This window comes from Candidatus Villigracilis saccharophilus, assembly GCF_016711665.1.
Genome location: NZ_JADJSO010000038.1, coordinates 1 through 25,920, shown reverse-complemented (window position 1 = coordinate 25,920; position 25,920 = coordinate 1). Strand labels below are relative to the sequence as shown.

Below are 25,920 nucleotides of genomic sequence, written 5' to 3'. Positions count from 1 at the left end.
AGATCTCCTCGATACTGAAATAATATCCTGTAATTCAGCGTGGCATTTTTACTAATCAAAATAAATCTCTTTTTTTAACACTGCTGTCAAAGCATCGAACTGCAAATCCAATTCGCTCATTCGAGTTTGGACAGCGCGCAGATCACCGATCCTGGCGCTCTTTTCCATCTCAGCGGCAATCGCGCGTACTACTTCCCCGCCTATATTTGCGGAGGCGCCTTTGATGGTATGCGCCTGACGTTCAGCTTTCACAACATCCCCACTGGCAAGGCAATCTTTCAGCGCCTGGATCTGACGCGGAATATCCTCAAGAAATCCTGCAATTACAATGCGGGCAAGCTCCTCATCGTTCATTAAGCGTTGCAAGAAATGGATTTTATCAAATACTGCTCTCTGCTCTTCCATAGGCACACTAGTTTTATCCTCAGAGGATTGGCCATCTACAACTTTATCCAGACTGGCTTCGCCGGGCAGCCAGCGGGTCAATACATCGGCTAATGCCTGCGGATTGACTGGTTTGGCAACATAATCGTTCATCCCTGCCTCAAGACAGCGCTCACGGTCACCCTGCATGGCATTGGCTGTCATGGCAACGATCGGAATATTGTGATCGAGGACAGCAGATCGAATATCACGGATGCGCTGGGTTGCTTCCAGCCCATCCATTTCAGGCATTTGCACATCCATCAAGATCAGATCGTAGGGAATACTTTCCAAAGCAGTGAGTGCTTCTGCGCCATTGGCAACAACGTCTGCTTTTAACCCAAGTTTCTTGAGTATCCCGAGTGCCACCAATTGATTGACAGCATTATCCTCTGCCAGAAGTAATCGCGTTCCAGCTTTTACACTCAAAGAACGTATATCATGCGTCACGGCCGGTTCGGTTTCGACAGCCTGTACATCGCTGATCAGCACGTTTGAGAGCACATTAAATAGTTCTGCATGACGTAAGGGTTTATGCAAGTAGCCGGCAAAACCAAAATTTGAAAAACGCTGGGTATCGCTGCGATCTCCGAGAGAAGACAATAAGACAATATGGGTTCCAGCCAGATTTTTATCTGCTTTGATCATCTGCCCAAGAGTTGATCCATCCATGATGGGCATCTGCATATCCAAAATGGCAATAAGGAATGGGTCACCCTCCTCTTTTGCTAAAGCCAACGCCTCGAGCGCAGATGGTCCATTATCCACTTCCGAGGTACGCACGCCCCAAGATGCCAGTCGTAGATTCAGGATCTCACGGCTGGTCGCGTTATCATCAACTACCAGAACGCGCGACCCATTCAGGCTGGCAAGAGCGGGTATTTCGTTTAGCCTGTTCACGGCACTCTCAGATTGGATTTTCAATCGAACTGTAAACCAAAAATCGGATCCCCTACCCACTATGCTCTCAACACCTACACTGCCGCCCATCAGTTCGGCTAACTGCTTTGAGATGGCCAGCCCCAGGCCGGTACCGCCGAATTTGCGCGTGGTCGAGGCATCCAACTGGCTGAATTTATTGAAGAGCAAACCAATCTTTTCCGGCGGGATGCCAATGCCGGTATCGCGGATCGAGAATTTCAATTCAACTTCACTGTCAGATTCCTCCAGACAGGTAACACGTACCGCAACCTCACCCTGAGCAGTAAATTTGATGGCATTGCCTACCAGGTTGGTAAGTATCTGACGCAGGCGTCCCGGATCCCCTTTTAGAAAAACGGGAACATCCGGGTTGGCAATACAAATAAATTCCAGATTCTTCTCGTGGGCACGCATAGCTAATGTGGCGGCAAAATCATCGAGCATATTCTGCAAGTCGAAGTCCAGAGTCTCAAGTTCCAATTTTCCAGCTTCTATCTTTGAGAAATCCAGGATGTCGTTGATCAAGGTCAAAAGCGCCTCACTACTGGAGCGAACAATTTCTGCATAATTCCGTTGTTCTTCATTTAGTTCGGTCTCCAACAGCAGCCCGTTCATGCCGATCACTCCGTTCATTGGGGTACGAATCTCATGGCTCATATTTGCGAGGAATTCGCTCTTGGCGACATTCGCCATTTCGGCTTGAACTGCAAGTATGTTCGCACGGATAATGGATTCCTCGAGCTGCTGGTTGGTATTGAGAAGCTCTGCCTCCGCAATTTTACGCTCGGTAATATCTCTTTGAACGAATACAATGCCGATCGGGCTGCCGTCAGAATTTCGCAGAATCGTTGAATTCGAATCCACCGGAAAGCGACTCCCATCTTTTTTAACAGCCAGATATTCCGATACTCCGCACTTTAAGCCGCTCTGTAGTGCAATTAGATTATCTTTTAATATTTCGTGTGACGATCTATCAATAAATTGAAAGATATTTTTCCCCAGATAAGCATCCTTTTCATCCTCAGAAAATCCGTACATACTGGCCAGAGAATCAGATATGAGCAGCATTTTTCCATCCATTGACGACATGCCGATCCCATCGGGTGAGGAGGCAATAATGGCTTTAAACTTCGCCTCACTTTCCCTGATGGCAGCCTCTGCTCTTTTTTGTTCGGTGACATCCAGGATGGAAACAATGATCTTGGATAAGTCACTTTCATGACCGGGGAACGCGGTCCAATTCATTTGGATTGTGATCATCCTCCCATCCAGAGTTTGATTTATCGTTTCCATTTCAAAATGAGGTGCTCCAGATGCGATCAGCACCAATTCAGAGCGGAATGCCTCAAGTCCCGTTTTCGGAAAACTGGAAGCCAGATTTGTGAGCATATCTTCTTTACAGGCAGCTCCAAACAACTTCAGGCTTGCATTGTTAACATCCACCACCCGCACTAGTTGAGCACACTCCAAAACTATTTCTGGGTGCTCACACAGATAGGCATCAAAATCAATAACTCCTGCAGTCCGTAGAGTGTTCAGCCGCTGTTTGACCGCTGAAAAATCCTCTTCATGCAGGGCTATTGGAGAATTATCAAACAAGATGCGGAAGCGCGCCTCACTCTCCTTTTGGGCAAGTTCGATCTCTTTTTGCTGTGTGATCTCAGATAACAACCCTTGGATTAATTTCTTACCTGTGACACGATCCTCTTTTATGATCCCATGATCACGTACCCAAATCAGGCGGCCATCACGCCTTCGGATTCTATATTCACTATGCAGAGAATTTCCCGCAGCCAAGTCCTTGATCTGCATCTTGAGGAGATCCCGATCTTGCGGCAGAATCATTCCCATCCACAGGCCCGAATCAGCAAATAATTCATCCGGCGAATACCCGCAGAGGGTCTGGATGTTCGGACCAATGTACCGCCAATTCCCGCCGACTTCATCGGTATATACGATTTCGGGCACCTGTTCTACCAGTTCACGGTAGAGTTGCTGGCTTGCTCGAAGCGCTTCTTCAGCCTGTTGGCGCTGTAAAAGCAGCCCAAACTGGCGGACATAAATGGATACAGTATTATCCGCATCAAACACTTTCCCGGCCGGCATTACGATTGTGAAATCGCCCAGCACTTGCGTGGAGGTGGCGACCTTGACGATCACTCCTTCCCCGGGGTTAAATAGCTTCTTGGCGATCTGAGTGGCGGTCTTGGGAATCGCATTTCCGATCAGATCCAGAAGGGAAGGGAAATGGGTGATGAGATTATCTTTGATCTGTGCTTGGCGGGCTTCGTCGTATGGCCATGTTTTCCCGACAATATCAAACCCGAAAATAGATGTTATTTTTTGAATATTTTCGTTCAATCCGCATAGGGACATGGTTGTAAAATCTTTTCCATTCTTATCAAAAAGATTAAATACAGCATATTTCCCGCCTGAGATCCGCAATAGGTTTTCGGTGATCTTTTGATAATCGATCCCCAATTCGAAATTCTCCAGAAAACCTTCTGACACAGAAAGCAAATTCGCAAGGGCGTCCTTCTCCCGGTGCAGCGCTTCTTCCATTTCTCTGCGCTTGCTAATGTCCTGGACCATCCAGATGGCACCCTCTTCCGGATGCGCAACATTCACCAACCGTCCAGTCAAATTACACCAGAAGCGGCTTCCATCCTTTTTGCACATCTCCATTTCTTTGCTAAATGACCCGCCATTTCCAAGCTGGGGGTAAGCTTCCCTGCCAAATTGTTCATAAACCTCCCGATCTGGATAAAACACTGCTGTCTCCATTCCGAGTGTTTCACCGTATTCGTATCCAAACATTTCATCGTGAGCAGTGTTCGCCCACTCCACTTTGCGATCCGTAATGTGGCTGATGCCGGCAGTGACGGTATCAAGAGTGCCCTGTAGTTCACTGACTATATTATCAATTCTTTCTTCCGCCAGCTTGCGCTCGGTAATATCATGGATAATTGAAAAGAGGATCGTTTTGTTTTCATAGGTCATGGGCGATGAATACACTTCGACCCAGCGAATATTCCCATTGGCAAGCCGATGCTGAAAAATAAAATAGTTGCATTCCTCTTTAAGCGCCCTTTGTCGTTCAAGTCCGGCTCTTTCTGCTGAAAGCATGTTGAGTGCAGAGATATTCATACCGCACAGACGCGATACAGGATAGCCATAGAATTTTTCCGCCCCAAGGTTGGCATCCAATATTTCCCCCGTGGCTGGTTCAATGAGCAGCATTACGGCGGCATGCATGGCAAACATATTCCGGAAGCGAGCTTCGCTTGTGCGTATTGCATCATCTTTAAGTTTGCGTTCAGTGATATCCCGTGAAAAGAGTCCCAGATGAAATCCCTGCCGGGCCTTGATCGGGAATACCGTCTGTTGCGCAAAGCGGATTACCCCGTTCGCCTGTTTATAAGAGGCTTCCAGCAGCTTATTTAGGAAAGGGGCTTTTCCGGTTCGTAAGGCCATCTCCATCATATTTTTTTGTTGTTCAAGGATATCCACCGAAACCTGAGCGTCTGTTAGTGTCGATTGAACTTCAATAAACCCCCTGCCCAACGCCTGAGTACGCTCTAAACCAGTTAGCTTTTCAAGCGCGAGATTCCATTCGATCACCGAACCTGTTTCATCGAGAATCGCAATCCCATCGCTGCTTTGCTCAAAAAATTGGCGGAATTTTTCTTCACTTTCCCGAAGCTCAATCGTCAATTCTTCAGCGATCCGCCGCGCATTGACCTGTGTTCTGAGCAGGGAAAGTGTCAATACAAATAAAAGCAGGCTAATGCTCGTCCCACCCAACAGGATGAGCCAAACGCTGTCATAGTCTGTCAACGCAGATAACCCACCCACCTGCGCAAATCGCAGGGTCCAACGATGACCTGCGAGATCAACCGCTGTCAACTTGGAATACTCTGAGTCGGGATTTGCGAGATCCTTTTCGGCATCACTACGGCTGTCATAGAGCAATGTATCCGAAGAGATCACATCTCCATCATAAACTTGTAAATGAGCAGGCTGTTTCCCCTGTTCCACTTCCCAATTTCTCAAAGTGCCGCGCATCAGGTCGGTCATGCGGTAGGGACTGTACACCCAGCCGATGATCGCGGCGCGGCGCTGCTCAACGGTCTCGATCGGCATCCCTTGGCGGTAGATCGGCACATACATCAAGGTCCCCGCCTGCACATCTTCGTTAGTCTCCTGTACCAGAACAACCTTCCCGGAAAGGACCGCGCTATTTTCATCACGCGCCTGTTCCATCGCCGCGCGGCGCACGGGTTCTGAGAACATGTCATAGCCAAAGGCGCGCAAGTTGCGGTCTGAAAAAGGTTCGAGATAAACAATGGAGGAGTAGATCTGGCGGCTGCCCTCGGGTCGGACCGTGTACTGCGGGAAGCCTTCGTCTCGAATTTGCTGGATGTGCTGGTCGAGCTGTTCGGGTGGAATGAGCAACGCAAAGCCGACACCTTGAATGCCAGGCAGTTGTTGTTCAAGCCGGAGCTGATTGGTAAAGATGCGCCATTCTTCGCGTGTGACTGATTCGGATGAATCAAAAAGTGCCGCGCCGCTGTACAAGACCTGCGCGCTGGAAGCGAGCCGGTCCGCGATATTGAGTTGGATCTCGTTGCTTATGAAGGAAAATTCGCGTTCAGCCGCAATTTCAGCTTCTGATTTTACATAAAGTGATGCAAGCAAGCTAAGGGTCATTCCAAAAGCCAGCAGACTCAGAGCAAGCCACAAATTACGAGAGCCTGAGTCGTGAATAAAATCAAACACGCGAACACGCCATGATGATTGAAGCCGAGCAGGTTTAATCTCTGCCATCTTTTATTCCTTAATAGGTTAAAAGTCGTGTCCAGATCAATTGTCAGAGACAAACCCAATGTTACATATTTGACAATTTGACCATGTAACTATACACCCCGCAGGTTTTAATGTCTATTTCGCCTTCATAAATATTAAATAAATATTGGGTAAAACCTTACAAACATGTTGGAATTCCGCGCGAATAGCCCTCGCAATGGTCATCCAAAACCAACGGTAAAAAAATAACTTATACACAAACTGTGAATTTATTCCCAGCCTTCTTTAAGGTAAATATCTTCTTATAATGTCCAGCAGGGAACATAATAAAATTTCCCTGCCGCGCATTTTCAAATCGCGCGCGGGTTCAAATCCGTTTGAAATCGAAAACCATCTGTGTTTATCAGCTCGTATTCGCACTGTTCACGTCCGGTCGAATTATCTTTCAATAGATTTGTAATGAATATCTGAAAGCGCCCGCAGTCGTTCCGCGGCTACCTCGGGTGTAATGTCGCGCTGGGGCATGGCCAGCATTTCGTAGCCGACCATGAATTTGCGGACGGTTGCAGAGCGCAGCAACGGCGGATAAAAATGAGCGTGCAACACCCATTCAGGATGCGTCTGTCCATCGGCGGGGGCTTGATGGAATCCCATGGAGTAGGGGAAGGAGATCTCGAATAAATTATCGTAACGGGTGGTCACCTGTTTGAAGACTTCAGCCAGCGCAGAAGTTTCAGATGCAGATAATTCACTCAAGGATGCGGATGCGCGATGCGCGGTCACCAACACTTCAAATGGCCAGACCGCCCAATAGGGGACCAGCGCGGTGAAGTGATCGTTGGCAAACAGGATACGGTCTTTGCGTTTATGTTCTTCCTGCACATAGTCCACTAAAAGCGGACGAGCATTTATTTTGAAGTATTCCGTTTGTGTGGCAAGTTCCTTGACGATCTCGTTCGGTAATTGTGACTGCGCCCACAACTGACTGTGCGGATGCGGATTGGAACATCCCATCATGGCGCCTTTATTCTCAAAGACTTGTACATACTGTATGGCATCCTCGCCTGCCAGATCCGACGAGTTTTTTGCCCAGGTGGTGAGGACATTTTCAATGGAAGGCAGGTCAAGTTCGGGTAATGTCAGGTCGTGACGGGGAGAGAAGCAGACCACCAGACAATGTCCGTGCTCGGGAGCAGAGACAAGCAGCGGGTGGGGGGAAGCGGCTTCCTCCTCCACGGGATTGCGGAGCAGAGCGGCAAAGTCATTTTCAAAGGTGAATGTACTTGTGTAATCTGGATTAAATACTCCGCCTGCGCGCTCATTGCGCGGACATAGATAACAAGTGGGATCATAAACTGGGAGTGTTTCGGGAGAAAGTTTTTCGACCTGCCCAAGCCAGGGGCGTTTGGCACGGTGCGGTGAGACGAGTACCCATTCACCCGTGAGGGCGTTATAGCGGCGATGCGGATTATTTAACATGGTTATTCCTTTTCGAAAATGATCTCGACCCATTCAAGGATCTGGGTGTTTCGTGTTTGTTGAAGCGCAAGTTTTATACAATTGTTTGAGCAGGTGATTTGTGTTTCAAGTTGATGTCCACTGAAGTAATGTTCGATGATGGTCGCTGTTTGATGAAGAGAAGTATGTTTGATCGTGCAGTTCCCATCTCCGAAAGGGACGATGCCGAGATGTTGCGCTTCGGCAATGCCAGCCGCGGTCATGGAAGCGACGACCAGCATGATGTTGGTATCAAGAATATCTTTATAAGTTTTTATCGCGGGCTTGCCGTCAAAAAGGTGGGTTCGCAAAGCGATGAGAACGGTTTTGTCATCTTCGATGCGTTCCCAGGATGGAGAGAAGCCCGCACGTAAACCGCCCTGCCATTTTACATCAACTGGGTATGTATGAAAGACTGCCTGTTTGCGCAGGATGGCAGAAAGCCCGTTGAATTTTGCGATGATCTTATCTGTAGGACCATCACCGTTTTCATCACCGTCAAAGCAATGCAGCGAGCCAAGCGTGCCCGATGGCGCAGAGTCGAACCAGATGTCCATTGCGGATTCCCAATCGTAACCAGAAGAGCTGTAGGTGGGCATGCCCAATTCACCGCACAAACTGCTAAAAAAGATACGGCGGTTGGTTTCAAGATCGTAATCCCCAATACAGTAAACCAGGTCATCGGGGCTGTGCAGATCATAATGATCGATCAGTAATGGGGAGAGACCATAATACATAATGACAAGGTCAGGGTTTTCCGCTTTCATTGCACCGACAACAACTTCCAAACCTTTTTGGAGCAGGCGTTCCCCCGCCCAATTCATGTCTGCCGGGGCGGCGATATCCAATGATGGCAGTTCATACCCAAAGTCAAATTTGATCAGGTCGGGTTTGTAGCGGCGGATGAATTGCCTGGCGCGTTCGCTTAATACTTTTTGTACGATCGGTTGGGTGACATCAAATATTCCGTAGCGTGAGGTTTGATGGGCAAGCCATACGGGTTGGCCATCGGGGGTGTGGAGTAGATTCGATTCGTCTAATCCCAAAGCAGACGGGTCCTGACAGCGCAGGAAGGCAGCCCACAAGCCAATATAAAAGCCCTGCTTGCGGAACCCTTCAAGAAGAGATTCGAATTCAGGAAAACGAATCTCATCATGTTTTAGTTCGCCATACTGACCTTCCCATTTATCGTCAATGACAAAGGTGCGGGCCTTCATGCCCGATCGTTGAAATTTATCAAAAATATCTTTGACGATCTCTTCTGTTAATTCTTCAGGCTTCAGCGCCGTGGATGATTCAACTCCCCAGGTATTGTATTGCGGCGAGAGCATCACATCTTTTTTCTTTTGAGAAATATTTTTTGGTGCAATGATTTTTTCACGCTGAAGAATTTTGTAATAACTGCGAATGGCTTCATGATAATTCTCGCCGAACGCGATCAAAAACGAAAAGCCAAGTTTATTTGGCTTGTGCTTCCAAATGTCACTGCGGAGATTCAAAATAGGGCTGATGCCAATCTCACGAATCTCCAAACGGAAATCGCCTTGCGGTAATTCGGCGAGTCCCCAACATGCCGCGCCCGATTGGAGCGCCTTCGCGCCAATGGCATTCCATTGATCCGAGGTGTTAAATGTGCAGAAGTAATGCGCGGGCAAACCCCATTGCTGTGTGAGTCCAGGTCCGCGCATGGCGCCGGAACCGAGGACCGTTGTAACAGATAACCTGGAGTGCAGATCTATGATGGGACTGATGCTGGAGCTCATACAAAGCCCGGGCACAACTGCATAATGACTGTACATGGATGGCTTATAGGAGTCACCAGTAACTTCGGGGAAATATATGATTTGGACAATATCTTGCGCTTCAGATGATTCGTACTGGAACTGTTCAAGGGAGATAAAGTCTGTTTTGAAGAGCCAGCTCACGGTGAGTCGCGATGCGCTTTTATCGAGCAGATAAGAGATCACGACGCGGTCATCCTGGATCTCGAAAGAACGGTTTGAGCGGGAATATTCCGCCCTGTCCTTTGTTGTAACAATAAGAGGTTGGTGGTGTGCGCGCGAGATGAGCCTGTTTTGCGAGTCAAATAATTGGAACAGATCTGTCTCTGCGTCCCACTCCCATTTGTAGGTTGGAGTGGAGACCTGGATCTTTTGCTGAATTACTTGAATATTGAACATGATGCCATCCAAATCTTCAAAATTGCCTATTGACAAAGAGTTATCAATCTTGTAAACTAATGTTACCGTTCACGTGAACGGTAACATTATACCAAACCCCTCTAAAAATGCCCAATCCCCGCCCAACCATTCGTGATGTGGCTCGAAAAGCCGGTGTCTCTCACCAGACCGTTTCACGCGTGATCAATGGGAAGGACGATGTTTTGCCAGAAACCCGCGCTTTGGTTGAGGCTGCCATCGAGCAGATGGGATACCGCCCCAATGCCATCGCCCGTTCGATGGCACGCGGTCAGACCCGCACCCTGGCATGTATCTCCCCGAACTTAACAGACTTCACTTTTGCCAGCGTGATCGAAGGCGCCGAAGTGGAAGCCCGCAAACACGATTATTTTTTACTATCATCTTCTGCTTCCGACCCGGAGTCGTTCCGCGCCCTGGTGGACGAACTGGTCGGACATCGCCGTGTGGATGGATTGATCGTGATCAATCCCTACGCAGACGAACGCTTTGAATTTATTCCCAAAGATTTCCCGCTGGTTTTTGTTGGGGCAAGCGCGCATGAAAAAGACATCTGCTCGGTTTCACTGGATGATGAAAAGGTTGCGTATGACGCCACTCATCATTTGGTCTCACTGGGGCACACACAGATCGCGCTTGTGACCGGTCCGATGGAAGAAGATTGTTCCCGTGACCGCACCGAAGGATATCGCCGCGCCTTGATGGAAGCAGGCATTCCTTTTGATGAAACCATGGTGATCGAAGGAGATTGGTCGGCCACTTCAGGACAGACCGCGCTTCAATCCTTTATTGAACAGGGTCGGGTTCCAACCGCAGTGTTCGCCCAGAATGACCGCATGGCAATGGGTATTCTGCGCGCCGCGCGGGATGCGGATATTAAGATCCCATCGCAATTGGCCGTCATCGGCGTAGATGATATGCCCTTGTCCTCCTATTTTGATCCACCGCTGACCACCATGCAGCAGGATATCCCCCGCATCGGTCAGGAAGCCACGCGCATGCTGATCGACATTATTCAAAAGAAAAACCCAACCGTGCGCGAATTGAAATTATCAGCACAGCTGGTTGCACGACGATCCACTTCAGAAAAAGGAGGTGATTGATCAGGGATAGTACGCCACACATGAATAGATCACTTTTTCAACCTATCGTATAAATATTTTCTAAGGAGAAGAATACATGAAGAAGAATTTAATTTTTAAGGTAATGAGCCTTTTGGTGATTGCCTCTTTTGCTTTAGCAGCCTGTGGCGGTGGAGCCGCAGCAACTGAAGCTCCCGCTGCCGCGACTGAAGCCCCTGCCGTCGCAACCGAAGCCCCTGCCGTAACTGAAGCCCCTGTTGCCGCTGATGTAGAAGTCCGCTGGCGCACCCGCCCTGACAATCAGGAAGAAATTGATGTCTATAGCCAGATCAGCACTGACCTGGATGCAGAACTCGATGGCATTACCCTCACCTACGAACCCGGTGGTTCCGAAGGCGCAAATTATCAAGATCAGTTGAAGGCTGAAATTGCAGCCGGCACCGCTCCCGATGTGTTCTGGATCCCCGGAACCGATGTTGCTGATTTCGCAACCCGCGGTTTGATCCTGAATGCCGCCGACCTTGCCTCCGCAACCGATGGCTTCAGCGTTGATGATTTCTATGCTGGCCCGATGTTCCACCTGACCTACAATCCTGAGACCGGCGCTTCCGGCGCTGACTCTGGCGCTATGTGGGGTCTCCCGCGCGATGTGTCCACCTTCGCTTTGTACCTGAACATGGACTTGATCAACGAAGCCGGCGCACCCGATCCTCGTGAACTCGCCGCCAATGGCGAATGGACCTGGGATGCCTTCCTCGATGTTGCCCAGAAGACACGCGCCCTCGGCTCTGATGTCTATGGCTACGGCGCCAGTGCCTGGTGGGGTCCTTACGGCGTTTGGTTGAATGCCTCAGGCGGCGGTTTCTTCACTGAAGATCGCTCTGCTTGCGCCCTCAATACCGAAGAGTCCCTCGCGGGTCTCGATTTCCAACGCTCACTCTATCAGGATTATGATGTCGCCACTCCCTACGGCGAAGATCCTGAACCGACCTTCCGTGCTGGTAAAGTTGCCATGTTCCAGAATGGCCGTTGGGCTACCCCCGGCGTCCGCACTGTGGACTTCGAATGGGATGTCGTTGAACTTCCTGCCGGCCCAAGCGGCTCAGCCGGTAACTGGCTGTTCTGGGGCGCTTATGTGATCAACGCCAATACCGAACATCCTGAAGAAGCCTGGGCTCTCGCTCAAGCGCTCACCACCGCTCAGACCCAAGGCAAGATCTCCGCTCTTGGCGCTAACATCCCCAGCCGTGTAAGCCAGGAAGCTCTCGATGCCTTCCTCACCTTCACCCCTCCTGCTAACAATCAAGCCTTCCTGAACGGAATTGCAGCCGATGCAAACCCGACCGCTGAAGGCCCGCTGTGGGCTGGTTCATGGCCTGAATATGACAAGATCATGGGCCCGGCCATCCAGGGCGTGTTGACTGGCGCAACCACGGTTGAAGCCTTCGGCACAACCATTTGCGACGAAGCCAACAAAGTCTTTACCAAATAATTTCCCTGTAAAAAAGAGGGACAGACAAAATTTTGTCTGTCCCTCACTTCTTAATAGCCTCTCTGGGGCATTAAGAAAAAACCAACTGTATTTTTTTATTTATTCAATCTTGTTATTGGCCCGCTGCTTCAACCCATAAAAGAGGTGAACATGACCACTCATTTGCAAACGGATACCAGAACAGAGTTGCTCCTGCGAATCAGTATGCTCTGGCGCGGATTATTTTCCCTGCTCTCAGCAGGAAGCGCAATCAGTTTATGGACTGGGACCTGGTTACCAGAAGCCCCCCTCTGGCAAAAGATCCTAATGACTGCCGTATTGATCACAGCTTCGATATTCAGCGGAGTTGGTGTTGTTCAAATTTCCCGCCGCAACCATAGCGGGAGAATGATCTCGCTCGTTATAGATTATCTTGGCTTTGTGGCTTGTGTCGTGCTGGCCATGAACACCGGTGAAGTCTTTATCGGTATTGATGCTCTGGGCGAGACCTTCTCAAGCGGGCTTCCATACATGGGGATCGTAATCGTTGGCTATTTTCTCGGGGTGTTGGATGAATATTTTCCCCAAAAACAGCAAAATTCTGAGACCAGTTTAAAAATCGCGAGTCGCTGGGTCATGCTTGGCGGCTTTGCTCTCTTCCTGCTTCAAGTTGGCGCAATCAATGGGATCCTTTATTTCCTGGGGAAACTTGCGCAGCCCGCAGGGATCGCAAGCGTCATCGGTATCGCAATTTTCGGTTTTTCCCTCTGGGCGATCGGGAGACCCGCAACCGCGCAGGCGTTGCATGTCAAGACCAACCATGAACAGATCTTAAATGGCTGGCTTTTTCTTTCTCCAAACCTGCTTGGTTTTCTTATCTTCTTTGCCGGCCCGCTGGTGCTTTCGTTTTATTTTTCATTCACCGATTCAGATGCGTTCAACACACCCAACTGGGTCGGCTTCGCAAATTACGCAAAGATCCTCAATGTCCGTTTTGCAATGTTGACATCTCCCGATCAACTCGCGCGGGAAGTAGTGGATATTAAGATCTACGATGAAGTTGGACGCTTTATCTTTGGAAACAGCGGGATATTATTTGCCGCCGCCGACAAATTTTTCTGGCTCGCGCTGCGCAACACACTATCTTTTGTTCTGCTCGCTGTTCCTTTGAGCGTGATCCCGGCTTTGGTATTGTCAAATGTCTTAAACAGCAAACTCCCTGGCATGAAGTTCTATCGCGCAATTTATTTCATGCCCAGTATCGCCGCAGTCGTGGGCATCTCTCTTGTCTGGCAGTGGTTGTACAACGCCACCGTGGGATATATAAATTATTTCATAACGCTCGGTATCGAATTTTGGAATAACCTCTTTAATCTCGCCGTCGTTGACCCGAAGATCCAGTGGGTCTCAGATGAAAAGACCGCCCTGCTGGCGATCGTCTTGATCGCCGCCTGGCAAACCATGGGCTTTAATACGGTACTCTTTCTGGCGGGACTGCAGAATATCCCAGGTGAATTGTACGAAGCCGCCACTGTGGACGGCGCAGGCGCATGGGATAAATTCTGGAGCATCACCCTGCCCATGCTGGCACCAACGACTTTTTATGTCGTATCCACCACCACCATTCAGGCCATGCAGGTCTTTGAACAAGTATTCATTTTGATGAATCCAGCCGAAGGACCGAACAACTCCACCATTACGCTGGTACTCTATCTTTACCGCAGCGGTTTCCAGAATTTCCAGCAAGGCTACGCCTCTGCCATCGCGTGGGTCTTGTTCATCGTTATCTTCGGACTGACACTGATCCAGTTCCAACGTCAGCGCAAATCCAGTATTTACGAAAGCTAAACAGGAGCAAACTCATGAAAATCCAATCCTATCGCTTTCTTCAATTTCTAAACAAGTTCTTTACTTATTTTGTGCTCACCTTTTTTGCGCTGGTGATGATCTTCCCGTTCGCGTACATGCTGGCCACATCCTTCAAGATCCCTGCTGACACATTCCGCTATCCACCGCGCATGCTTCCTCGCAATCCTGAGACCATCGTGGTCGCTGGCTACGATGAACCGCTTCCACTTTATTATGTGGAGATCGATGGAGAAGAAAAGCAATACGCGCTGGCAAAAAGCAATATCAAAATTGGGACTTACGCCCCGGCTGACAATCTCACGGCAACTGTTGAGCGTTTTCTCACAGAGGTGAAACCGACCGGCGGAGCGACGAACCAGCAAAAAGTGGATGTGAACGGAAAACAGGAAAAACTGTTCGATGTAGATGTTGACGGGCAGATCGTCCCCATGATCCTCGTCAGCCAAACCACCGTCGGTGAATTCATTGATCCGAAAAACCCTGAGAATAAAGTTACACAAAATGTGCGCTTAAGCACACCTGTGGAATCGATCGGCTGGCATCCTGAAAACTACAAGGAAGTTGTCGAGCTTAATAATATGGCTCGCGCACTGACCAATACCGCGCTGGTAACCATTCTTGTTGTGGTCGGACAATTGTTGACCTCGGTCGTTGGCGGATATGCTTTTGCGCGCTTGAAGTTCCCCGGACGCGACACGGTCTTCGTATTCTATCTCGGCACGATCATGATCCCGTTCGTGATGCTCATTGTTCCGTTGTATCAACTGATGGTGGTCATCGGCTGGACCGACCGCCTCGCTGCGCTGGTCATCCCGTGGATATTCACAGCGTACGGGACATTCCTGATGCGCCAGCACTTCATCACCTTCCCCAAGGAAATTGAAGAAGCAGCATTACTGGATGGCGCATCACGCTTGCAGATCCTTACCCAAATTTTGATCCCTGCCAGTGTGCCTGCTTTAGCGACACAAGCCACATTCACATTCCTGTACGCGTGGAATTCTTTCATCTGGCCGCTGGTCATCATCAACGTGGGCAATGAAAAGAATCACGTGTTGACTCTTGCGCTCAATGTTTTGCGCGGACGGGCATCTGACACCCCCAATCTAATTCTGGCAGGCGCAGCCATTGCCATCATTCCGCCGTTGATCGTTTTCATTCTCGGCCAGCGTTTCTTTGTAGAAAGCGTGGCGAGCAGCGGCGTCAAAGGATAATCAATGCCGGAGTATGTACTTTATAACCCGCAGCTTGAAGGTCAGTCTTTCTTTTGGGAGGCGGGGCCTGTGGGAGTTTTCCTTTCACACGGATACACTGCCACCACTGCGGAAGTGCGTCTATTCGCGAAGCGTTTGCACGAAAAAGGATTCAGCGTAGGCGGTCCCCTGCTGGCAGGGCATGGCAGTCGTCCCGAAGATCTGAACCGCGTCCGCTGGCAGGATTGGGTCGAGAGCGGAGAAAAAGTCTACGGGCAGTTGAAGTCTCGCTGTGAGCATGTCATCCTTGGCGGCGAATCGATGGGCGGACTGGTTGCCTTGTATCTGGCAAGCCGGCATGCTGAAGTGCGCGGTGTGATGTTGTACGCGCCTGCGATCAAATTAAATATCTCTACAGCAGATCGGATCAAGCTGTATCTTGGTTCGTTGTTCATGCCGTTTGCCAAACGCGAGTCGATGGATGCTTCGGATAAATGGCAGGGCTATCATCCGGAACTGCCGACGAAGGGCATCGTTCAATTACTGCGGTTTCAGGATGCTGTCAAAAAAGTCCTGCCTCAGATCAAACAGCCGATCATCATTTTTCAGGGACGCAAGGACACGACGGTTGACCCGGTTGCCGGCGAGATGATCTTGCAAGGTGTCAGCTCAGCGATCAAGGAACATCACTGGATGGAAGAATCGACGCATCCCATTTTGATCGATGTTGAGTTGGATGCTGTCACCGACCTGTCACTGAGATTTGTAGAAAAAATATTAAAGGCTGGATAACGCATTGAGTGAATAGGAGTATATAATCAGCGCCAAATTCAGACCCTAAAGGCAAGCCTTTGGGGTCTCGCAATAATTTTTATTTCAAGGAGAAAGCGAATCATGTTACAGAAGAAAGACGGCCGATACGAGGTATATGGCAACCCCATTTCAGAACGCCAGACCCGCGCAGCAGATCAGTGGAAGGCCATGCTGGCGAAGAAATTCAATTACGATCCCAACGAAAAATTCAATCTAACCGTCGAAGACCATCCCTACGATTCAGGTATCTTTGGCCTCAAGAACATCGTCCGCGATGGGAAAGGCGCACCGCTTGATAAAAAGAACGGTGTCATCGTCAGCACCATCCGCATGGGATTCGGTCATTATCGCATCGCCATGGCGGGCGTCTCTGCCGCGAAGGCGATGGGCTTCACGCCGTACTGGCTTGACCTGCTCGGCATCCCCGGCATCAGCACGGATGTGATCAACTGGTGCAATACCAATTACAGCAAATATTCGCGCATCTCACAGCGTTATCCGTGGTTCGATAAATACGTGTGGGAATCTCTCACCACGGGCGAACCCAACTCTCCCGGGGTTGGATGCGCTCTTCAATTACATGACCAGCACCTGGCCGTGGCGCTTCCTCAAGACCGAAGTCAAAGATTACAAGATGAGCGAGTTGTTCAATAATCTTTACGGCGCGCTCCCGTCTGATATGCCCACTCTCACCTCGCACATGTGGACAGCGATGGGCGCTGTCGCTGGCGGCATGACCAATGTGGTTGACATGATGTTCGACAACTGGCCGATGGCTTTCCAACTCACCGAAGGCGCGAAGCACGCGGTTCAATCTCCGTCAGGCTATTATGGCTTCCGTGCCATGCGCGGATTTGACGACAAGGGCAAAGTCCTCAAGCCTACGCCAGCCAACGCCCTGTTCTTCACGGGTCATCACGTTGACCATGAACTTGTTGAAAATATTGAAGTTGATTGCGCCGACCGTATCAGCCGTATGAACGCAAAAGAACCGCGCCGCTTCCTCGTCACCATGGGCGGAGCGGGCGCACAGCGCGAACTCTTCAAAGCCATCATCGAGCACGCCATCCCGATGATCGAGAAAGATCAGATCGCGCTCTTTATCAATCTCGGCGATCACAAAGACAACTGGGTTTGGTTGCAGGAACAACTCGCCCAGCACAAAGAACTGATCAACACGCACTTCACCTGGGAAGATACCAAAGAATTCACAGACAGCATCCGCAAGAAGCCCGCGCATGGTCTGCACATCTTCCTGCATGACAACACCTTCCACGCGGTCTATGCCACCAACTATCTCATGCGTGTCATGGATGTGATGATCACTAAACCCAGCGAACTCGCCTTCTATCCCGTCCCAAAAATCTTCAACGCCCGCGTCGGCGGACATGAAATGTGGGGCGCGATCCGCGGCGCAGAGATCGGCGACAGCACTGTCGAAACCCGCACCATCCCGCAAACCCTGCAAGCCATCGACCTGCTCACCGAAGCCGATGACCTGCTCGCCATGTTCTGCGATTGCATCGTCAAGAACAAGAGCATCGGCATTTACGACGGCGCATATAAGAGCATCGAACTCGCCACTGGCAAGAAATTCAAGCGGTAAATCAGACCACGGACGATGGACGATTGACCATATCGTCCATCGTCTATCATCCATCGTCAAATGATCCAACTCGAAACCACCCACTCGCCCTTCTCCATTTCCTTCAAACAAAACAATATCCTATTGATGACCGTGCGGCATTCAGCATCGCCCGTGCAGGATCTCCGCACAGACGAATCATCAGTCACTGCGGAATTCTCACGTTTCACTCTTAACATGCAGCTGGTTGCTGACCAATGGACATTAACCACATCCCCGGCAGAGTCCATCGTTGAACTTACCATCGAGATGCCTGGTCACTGGTATGGGCATGGCGAACTCATCAACCAGCAATGGCCGCTAAACAAGATCATGCTGCAAAGTGCATCCATGCAGACCTTTGATAATGGCCCGACCGGCTTAAGCGGAGTGATGACTCCCGCGTGGTTTTCCTCCAACGGTGCACTTATCATCGCAGACTCCCCCATTGAAGTTGGAATCAACCAACCACCCGCAGATTATCCGCACTTCAAATGGAGTTTTGCGACAGATGGTCGCGGGGCATTCTCTGATCGACCATTCCTAAATAAGAATAAAGTCGGCGATGGTTTGTTCACATTCAAAGGCAATGCTCTGGACCTGAAATTCTCCTTTTCAGAGAATGCGATCAAAGCATACGAAAAACTTGTGGGACATTTTGGGCATCCAATAGAGACTCCGCCCGATAGTCTTTTTGAAAAACCAACATGGACAACCTGGGCGCGTTACAAAACCGCCATCGATCAGGATGTCGTTTTACAATACGCTGATGACATCATCAAGAATGAGTATCCATTCAACATACTTGAGATCGATGACCGCTGGCAGGTTTATTATGGCGATCTCGGATTCGACCCAAAGCGATTCCCAAATCCCAAACAAATGATCGATGAGTTACATGCCAAAGGCTTCAAAGTAACAGCCTGGGTGATTCCGTTTTTAGATCCTGAGTCACAAGCCTTTACAGATGGTGTGAAAAATGGATGGCTTGTGAAACACCTAGACGGTTCTCCCTATCTCGTCGACTGGTGGCAGGGACGCGGCGGATTGCTGGATGTGACGAATTCGTCAGCGTTGGGGTGGTTTTTCGAAAGGCTGGCCAAGCTTCAGGTTGAGACTGGACTCGATGGCTTCAAATTCGACGCAGGAGAAGCCTGCTTCTTCCCACCTGATGCGGTCACACAAACTAAAATCCACCCCAATGAATACACGCACCTTTATGTGAATGCCGTCTCAAAACACTATCGTCTCACGGAGGTACGGTCGGGTTGGAAGAATCAACACGCGCCGATCTTTTTCCGTCAATGGGACAAGACCACCTCGTGGGGTTTGGATAATGGTTTGCATTCCGTGTTGACTGGAATCCTTGCGCTTGGGATGGCAGGCTATCCATTTGTTCTGCCTGACATGGTCGGAGGCAATGAGTACGATGAAAAAGCGAGCGCAGAATTGATGATCCGCTGGACGCAGTTGAACACGCTGCTGCCTTCAATTCAGTTCAGCCTTGCTCCATGGGAATATGGTGAAGAAAGCGCAGAGCTTTGCCGCCGCTACGCAAATTTACATAGAGAATATGCCCCGCTCATCATAGCGCTTGCCAAAGAATCAACTCAAACGGGCACACCGATCATTCGTCCTGTTTTCTGGCTGGATGCAAACAACGAGGAAACATTAACTTGTGATGATGAATTTTTGCTCGGAAATAATATTCTTGTTGCACCTGTTCTATATCCCGAAATGCGTCAGCGTGATATTGTGATCCCGCCCGGTGATTGGCAGGATCACTGGACGAAACGGGTCTTTCGCGGGCCGATGAAAATTACAGGTTATCCAACTCCGCTTGAGACATTGGCTTTCTTTGAACGTGCCAATAACCATGGGCAAGGGTGACCTGCCTTCACAAAGCGGAAAATAATATAACTATTTTCAACAAAATTGGATTAATTATCTGCGTTGCGTAGGGCAATTAATAAACAAAGTATTAACCGAAAAGGCATGAAAATAGCAATAATCAAAATAATAATTGGTGATAGAATAATCAAAAGAAGCCCAAACGGGCTTTTTATATGTAAGCATAAAAGCAAGGAACATAGAACCGTAAATGAAATATAACTTCCACCTTTTCTGGCGCACTTTCTATCGCTCGTTCTTCGACGCAAAAAACACCACTGCCCGCCTCACACAAAAACGCATTATCTTCCTTGCGCTCTTCTACATCGTCTGGCCGCTTGGCTCACTCATCCACTGGTTCTTCTTTTGGCTGGATGACATTCTATTCCCCGCATATAAAGATCATCCCATCGAAAAGCCGTTGTTCATCCTCGGCAATCTGCGCAGCGGTTCAACCTTCCTGCACCGTCTGCTTTCCCGCGACTCACAAACCTTTACCAGCTTAACCACCTGGGATATTTACCTGACCCCATCCGTCACACAAAAGAAGATCACGCAATTCTTTGCAAGATTGGATAAAAAATACTTAAAAGGTATTTTCCATCGTCTGCTTCATAAATTCGACGATGCCACGCTCGGCAAAATAAAGATCCATCCCATATCCTTCTTCCAGCCCGAAGAGGATGAGAATATTCACCTGCACATTTGGGACGGTTACTTCGTCACATTCCTCTTCCCCTTTATGGATGAGATGCCAAATTATCAGCATTTCGACGAAGCGCTCAGCCCCGAACACAAACGCGGCATCATGACATTCTACAGATCCATGATACAGCGCCACATGTATGCAACCGGCAAGAAATATTACGTCGCGAAAAATCCAGCTTTCAGCGCGAAGATCGAAACGCTGGTGGAATTCTTCCCCGAGGCGCGCATTATCTATCTTGCCCGCAATCCGTTGGATATGCTTCCTTCCACTGTGTCTTGGATCAATTATGCGCGGCGGCAATTCACAGATCCTGTGGATGGCTTCCATTACCTGGACGAGATCGTGGATATGACAAAACATTGGTACAGTCACCCGCTTAAATATTTGGACACGCATCCCTCACCCCGTCACTTGATCCTGAAATACGACGATCTGATCCAGCGTCCAGAACATGTCATTCGCGCCTTCTATGAACAATTTGGCTATCCAGATAAACCAGGCCTGCCTATCATCATTGATCAGGCCGTAAAAGAAACACTGACGTTTAACAGTGACCATTCCTACTCTTACGAAGAAATGGGATTCACCCGCGGGCAAATCGTTGAAATGTATTCCGAAATTTTCAGGCGATTTAATTTTGAGACACGAGAGCCGATCACTAATAAATCCGTAAAAATAGAAATATAAAATCAAAAGGGAGCCTCATTGTGAGGCTCCTTTTGATTTGTTTACTGTAATTTTTTATTCCGAATTCTCGATATTTGTATTAATCTGTCTGGATGGTGTTTTTGCCTTTACCGCAGGTTTCTTTGCAGTCGCCTTCTTGCTGGCAACTTTCTTGACAGAGGCTTTTTCTTTTGCCTTCGCCTTCACGGGAGCCTTTTTGACAGGTATTTTTGCGCTTCCCGCATGTTTCTTTGCTGGTACTTTTTTGGCAGGTGTTTGCTCCTTCTGAATACGCTTTTTCTTTTCAGGTGCAGCAACAACTTCTTCTGTACCATGCGTCATTGCGGCATTTTCTTCGAGCGCCACGATCGGTTCTTCTTTGACCAAAACCGACTCCCCAACAACAGCCTGTTTATTTTCAGGTTCTGCCATCTCCTGCTTTACTGCAGTGACCATGGTCAAATCTTCATGGACAGCCCCCTGCTTTTTGTGTTCTACCTTCGCAATATCTCTAACAAGCGGTTTTACGCGCTGCGCAGGTGATGGTCTGGAAATTGACTTAATCTGATAATCTTCTTCCCAATTCTCAGCAAAACCAAGCTGCAATCTACCGTTACGGATAAGCAGCATGACCACACCGACAACCGCCATAAGGAATGAAACAAGCATCGAATAGGAGATGAACGAATCACCGATACGAGGCTGGTCCGGGCGGAAGAATTCAATAAACGCACGGATGAGACCCGCAGCAATGAGCCAGCCGGAGAAGATTGCGCCGGGCTTCAACTTTTCGATAAATCGGCGCGCAACCCAAAGCAACAATAGACCCGCAAGAATATTCAAGATCATTTCGTAGGCAAAGGTCGGGTGAAAACGTGTTGTCTCAACCGGAAATTGGGTTAGGTCCGAATACTGCGGGAGACGATGATTTCCGACATTATCAATTGGAATACCCCAGGGTAACTTCGTTGGCTGACCGTATAGCTCTTGGTTAATGAAATTTGCCGGGCGTGCCAAGGCTTGCCCGATCAGGGCGGCAGGAGCGATCGCATCCAGGAACAGCCAGATATCCATCCCTTCCTGCTTGAGGTAATAGTAAAGCGCGATCCCACCGAACAACAAGCCTCCGAAGAAATGCAAACCGCCTTCCCAAACCTTGAATATCCTGCTGGGGTCACTGGTGTAATAATCACTACCGCCAAGAATATTATTCACTACATACCATAATCGCGCTCCGAGGATGCCTGCGGGCAGGATCCACACAAGCGCATCCCAGACGCTCTCACCATTCTCGCCACGCCGCTTTATCTCACGCTCTGCGATGAGCGCACCAACAACCGCTCCAAGCATTACCAATACACCATACCAGCGAAGTATGATCGGCAAGCCCAAAAGATTGAATTCAAAAATTACAGGATCTATCATTTACTACCTCGTGATTAAATTTTTTCGAAGATTATACCATCCAAACAATATAAAGATTTTTTTCTAAATTCCCATGCAAAATTTAAGAAATCTGACAATTATCGTAATATATATCGCACACAATACCATAAAAGAAAAGACATTTGTCATTTTACAAAGTGATGAAAGCCACATCAAAAAAACAAACTAAATCCTTACAATATCTGTAAACGTTGACCACGGTGGTCAACATATAATTGGAAAACATTATGCTCCGAATCAACCGTCAAACCGATTACGCCGTTCGTGTGGTACTTGCCCTATCCAAAAAGAACAGGGACAGGCTTTATCCCACTTCCGAAATTGGGCGTGAAATGCTAATCCCCCCCGTACTGCTCCAAAGAATCGTTGCGGAGCTGGCAAATGGTGGTTTCATCAACACCCAGGTCGGGCGTGATGGCGGTATCTCACTTGCCCATGATCCAAGACAGATTACCCTGCTTCAGGTTGTGGAACAATTTGAAGGCGAACTCTACCTATCAGATTGTGTCCTGAAGCCTGGTGAATGTCCGTTTGATACACGTTGCCCCGTCCACTGTCAATGGATACGGCTAAAGAACCTACTCCGAAAAGAAATGGCAAGCATCACCTTTGCACAGCTTGTGGAGGAAGGCAACCTGATAGAAGCCAATGTGACCGCATCACCTATGCTAATCCCCATTGAACAGCTCATTCCTGTTAGTGTTTCATAAAAACCACCCAATAAAAAAAACCAAAGAAAGTATCTGGAGGATAAACCACATTGAAAGGAGATAACACCGATCACATTCAATCTGCATTGTACAACGCACCACAATCAAGTAATCAATAATTTTTTTTGGAGAACAAACATATGGACATAGTAACACTTTCTCGATTGCAGTTCGCACTAACCACCATCTATCACTGGCTTTTTGTCCCATTGACATTGGGAATGGGCTGGTTTGTGGCATTTATGCAGACCCGCTATTATCAAACCAAAGATGAAAACTGGCGCAAAATGTCGAAGTTCTGGGGCAAATTGTTCCTGATCAACTTTGCCATTGGCGTTGTCACAGGCATCGTACAGGAATTCCAATTCGGCATGAACTGGTCAGAGTATTCCCGCTACGTGGGCGATATCTTCGGCGCCCCCCTGGCTGTGGAGGCTTTGGTCGCTTTCTTCATGGAATCAACCTTTCTCGGAATCTGGATCTTTGGAGAAGGCCGCGTATCCGAAAAAGTGCATCTCGCATCGATCTGGCTGGCCGCGATCGGCTCCAATTTATCGGCCCTATGGATCCTGTTAGCGAACAGCTTTATGCAGGCTCCTCCCGCCGCTTCCTACGTTTTCAATGCTGAAAAAGGCCGCCTTGAACTTGTCAATTTCTTTGCCCTGATTGGCAACCCCAAAGGCTGGATCTTCTTCTGGCACACCGTCTCTGATGGTCTGGCGATGGCGGCCTTCTTAATTCTGGCCGTCAGTGCTTATCACATCATCCGCAAGCAAAATGTAGCCTTTTTCAAACTCTCCTTCCAAATGGCTGCAGTCGTTGGTCTGGTTGCCAGCGTTCTGATCTTCCTTGGTGGTCACACCATGGGGCAATATATGGCCGAAGTACAGCCTATGAAATTAGCGGCTCTCGAAGCCATTTGGGAAACGGAACAACCCGCTTCCTTCTCTCTGCTCACCATTGGTGACCTTTCAGGCAAAAAGGAAATCTGGTCGATTCGAATCCCCGGAGCGATGAGTTTTCTTGCCTGTAACAACTTCACCTGTGAAGTCAAAGGTGTCAACGAACTGCAAGCTCAATATGAACAGCAATATGGTCCCGGCGATTATATTCCGCTCATGGTCGTCACCTATTGGACCTTCCGCATCATGATGGCCTTTGGCTTTGTCATGATGGGTCTGACCGCCTTCTTTGTATGGTCGAATGCGCGCGGCGACATCACCAAAGCCAAGTGGATGAAATGGGTACCCGCGATGCTGATCCTGCCGTATCTTGCGAACGCCAGCGGCTGGATCCTGACCGAGATGGGACGTCAACCCTGGATCGTCTATGGCCTGCTCAAAGTGCAGGATGCCGTCTCCCCGAACCTGACCGCAGTTGACCTGCTCATTTCCCTGATCGGCTACACAGCTGTCTACGGTTCACTGGCTGTTGCCATGGTATACCTGATGAGAAAATATGCCATCGCCGGGCCGGATGCCGCCATGCACGAATCAGTTGATGTCGCTCCTGCACGCGTCGGCGCGCAAGATTAATCGCGAGGAATAAAACATGTCTTACGAATTTTTACAAATCCTTTGGTTCATTCCTGATCGCAGTCCTATGGATCGGTTTCTTCTTCCTGGAAGGTTTCGACTTCGGTGTGGGAATGCTCCTGCCCTTCCTTGGCAAGAAAGATGAAGAGCGCCGCGCCATTATCAACACGATCGGCTCTGTGTGGGATGGCAACGAAGTCTGGCTGCTCACCGCAGGCGGCGCAACATTCGCAGCCTTCCCTGAATGGTACGCTACCATGTTCAGTGGTTTCTATCTGGCGCTCTTCCTGCTCCTGGTCGGCCTGATCCTGCGCGGTATCTCTTTTGAATATCGTTCAAAAGATGCCAACCCGGCCTGGCGCAATCGCTTTGACTGGATGATCGCGATCGGTTCCTTCCTCTCCGCCTTACTGCTTGGTGCTGCCTTCGCAAATCTGGCGCGCGGTGTTCCGATCAATGCTGACAAGATGTTCACAGGCAATCTGTTCACACTGCTCAATCCTTACGGATTGTTGGGCGGCGTGACAACTGTTGCGATCTTCCTTCTGCACGGCGCAAATTTCCTCGGTCTCAAACTCGAAGGCGAAATGCGCAACCGTGTCAACGCAGCGGCCAAGAAGATTTGGGCTGTGACAACTGTCCTGTATATTCTGTTCGGTGTATTCACCTACGTTGCAGGTTTTTGGGCGCGCGGTGTGGTCAACCCTGGCATCGTCCCGATCGGAGCGGTAGCCGTGCTATTACTGGCAGGTTACTTCATCAATCGCAAGATGGAAGGCTGGTCGTTCATCATGGTCGCTTTGAACATCGTCCTGACCCAGGTCACCTTTTTCTCCATGACCTTCCCGAACGTGATGCTCTCCACCACCAATCCTGAATGGTCACTGACCATCTACAATGCTTCGTCATCACAATACACCTTGACGGTCATGTCCATCGTGGCTTTGATCTTCGTGCCGATCGTACTCGCCTACCAAGGCTGGACATACTACATGTTCCGCAAACGCATCAGCACTGACAAGAAAACATTGGTTTACTAGAAACAAGCAAGGCGGAGTGAATTCACT

General features: G+C 49.1%; 16 protein-coding genes. 12 read left to right on the top strand and 4 right to left on the bottom strand.

What is annotated here, in order from left to right:
• Positions 1 to 51: 51 nt before the first annotated feature.
• The 3 genes from IPL17_RS12690 to IPL17_RS12680 all read right to left on the bottom strand — a co-directional run bounded on the left by IPL17_RS12690 (position 52) and on the right by IPL17_RS12680 (position 9,827).
• Positions 52 to 6,171: a PAS domain S-box protein gene (locus tag IPL17_RS12690; RefSeq protein WP_345307458.1), complete on the bottom strand. Its 6,120-nt coding sequence runs from the start codon at positions 6,169 to 6,171 to the stop codon at positions 52 to 54.
• A 417-nt stretch (positions 6,172 to 6,588) separates the two neighbouring features.
• Positions 6,589 to 7,629 carry a UDP-glucose--hexose-1-phosphate uridylyltransferase gene (locus IPL17_RS12685; protein WP_345307457.1) on the bottom strand — a complete coding sequence of 347 codons (1,041 nt, stop codon included), beginning with the start codon at positions 7,627 to 7,629 and terminating at the stop codon, positions 6,589 to 6,591.
• 2 nt (positions 7,630 to 7,631) lie between these two features.
• Positions 7,632 to 9,827: a TIM-barrel domain-containing protein gene (locus IPL17_RS12680; RefSeq protein WP_345307456.1), complete on the bottom strand. Its 2,196-nt coding sequence runs from the start codon at positions 9,825 to 9,827 to the stop codon at positions 7,632 to 7,634.
• 107 nt (positions 9,828 to 9,934) lie between these two features.
• Here IPL17_RS12680 and IPL17_RS12675 point away from each other — a divergent pair, with 107 nt between their 5' ends.
• The 9 genes from IPL17_RS12675 (at position 9,935) to IPL17_RS12635 (ending at position 21,183) form a co-directional block, all read left to right on the top strand.
• Positions 9,935 to 10,948, top strand: a complete 1,014-nt coding sequence (locus IPL17_RS12675) for a LacI family DNA-binding transcriptional regulator (protein WP_345307455.1) — start codon at positions 9,935 to 9,937, stop codon at positions 10,946 to 10,948.
• Between the two features lie 76 nt (positions 10,949 to 11,024).
• Positions 11,025 to 12,419, top strand: a complete 1,395-nt coding sequence (locus IPL17_RS12670) for a sugar ABC transporter substrate-binding protein (protein WP_345307454.1) — start codon at positions 11,025 to 11,027, stop codon at positions 12,417 to 12,419.
• A 150-nt stretch (positions 12,420 to 12,569) separates the two neighbouring features.
• Entirely contained in the window at positions 12,570 to 14,246 is a 1,677-nt protein-coding gene (locus tag IPL17_RS12665) for a sugar ABC transporter permease (protein ID WP_345307453.1), read from the top strand.
• A gap of 14 nt (positions 14,247 to 14,260) precedes the next feature.
• The gene (locus IPL17_RS12660; protein WP_345307452.1) at positions 14,261 to 15,481 is read left to right on the top strand and encodes a carbohydrate ABC transporter permease; all 1,221 of its coding nucleotides are present in this window, start codon (positions 14,261 to 14,263) and stop codon (positions 15,479 to 15,481) included.
• A 3-nt stretch (positions 15,482 to 15,484) separates the two neighbouring features.
• Positions 15,485 to 16,252 carry an alpha/beta fold hydrolase gene (locus IPL17_RS12655; protein ID WP_345307451.1) on the top strand — a complete coding sequence of 256 codons (768 nt, stop codon included), beginning with the start codon at positions 15,485 to 15,487 and terminating at the stop codon, positions 16,250 to 16,252.
• Positions 16,253 to 16,354: 102 nt separating this feature from the next.
• The gene (locus IPL17_RS12650; RefSeq protein WP_345307450.1) at positions 16,355 to 16,927 is read left to right on the top strand and encodes a hypothetical protein; all 573 of its coding nucleotides are present in this window, start codon (positions 16,355 to 16,357) and stop codon (positions 16,925 to 16,927) included.
• A complete protein-coding gene (locus IPL17_RS12645; protein WP_345307449.1) occupies positions 16,854 to 17,879 on the top strand; it encodes a hypothetical protein in 1,026 nt (341 codons plus the stop codon). The genes IPL17_RS12650 and IPL17_RS12645 overlap by 74 nt, the downstream gene beginning before the upstream one ends.
• A 60-nt stretch (positions 17,880 to 17,939) precedes the next feature.
• Entirely contained in the window at positions 17,940 to 19,787 is a 1,848-nt protein-coding gene (locus tag IPL17_RS12640; RefSeq protein ID WP_345307448.1) for a glycoside hydrolase family 31 protein, read from the top strand.
• 211 nt (positions 19,788 to 19,998) lie between these two features.
• Positions 19,999 to 21,183 (top strand): sulfotransferase, encoded by a 1,185-nt coding sequence (locus tag IPL17_RS12635; protein ID WP_345307447.1) that lies wholly within the window; start codon positions 19,999 to 20,001, stop codon positions 21,181 to 21,183.
• Between the two features lie 54 nt (positions 21,184 to 21,237).
• Here the strand turns inward: IPL17_RS12635 and lgt are convergent, their stop codons facing one another.
• Positions 21,238 to 22,587: a prolipoprotein diacylglyceryl transferase gene (gene lgt / locus IPL17_RS12630; protein ID WP_345307446.1), complete on the bottom strand. Its 1,350-nt coding sequence runs from the start codon at positions 22,585 to 22,587 to the stop codon at positions 21,238 to 21,240.
• A gap of 248 nt (positions 22,588 to 22,835) precedes the next feature.
• On the opposite strand from lgt, the gene IPL17_RS12625 reads away from it, so the two are divergent.
• From IPL17_RS12625 to cydB, 3 genes are all read left to right on the top strand, one after another.
• On the top strand, positions 22,836 to 23,318 hold the full coding sequence (locus IPL17_RS12625) for an Rrf2 family transcriptional regulator (RefSeq protein WP_345307445.1): 483 nt from the start codon (positions 22,836 to 22,838) through the stop codon (positions 23,316 to 23,318).
• A 140-nt stretch (positions 23,319 to 23,458) separates the two neighbouring features.
• The gene (locus IPL17_RS12620) at positions 23,459 to 24,853 is read left to right on the top strand and encodes a cytochrome ubiquinol oxidase subunit I (RefSeq protein WP_345307444.1); all 1,395 of its coding nucleotides are present in this window, start codon (positions 23,459 to 23,461) and stop codon (positions 24,851 to 24,853) included.
• Positions 24,853 to 25,893, top strand: coding sequence for a cytochrome d ubiquinol oxidase subunit II (gene cydB / locus IPL17_RS12615; RefSeq protein ID WP_345307488.1), 1,041 nt, complete (start codon positions 24,853 to 24,855; stop codon positions 25,891 to 25,893). The genes IPL17_RS12620 and cydB overlap by 1 nt, the downstream gene beginning before the upstream one ends.
• Positions 25,894 to 25,920: the final 27 nt, after the last annotated feature.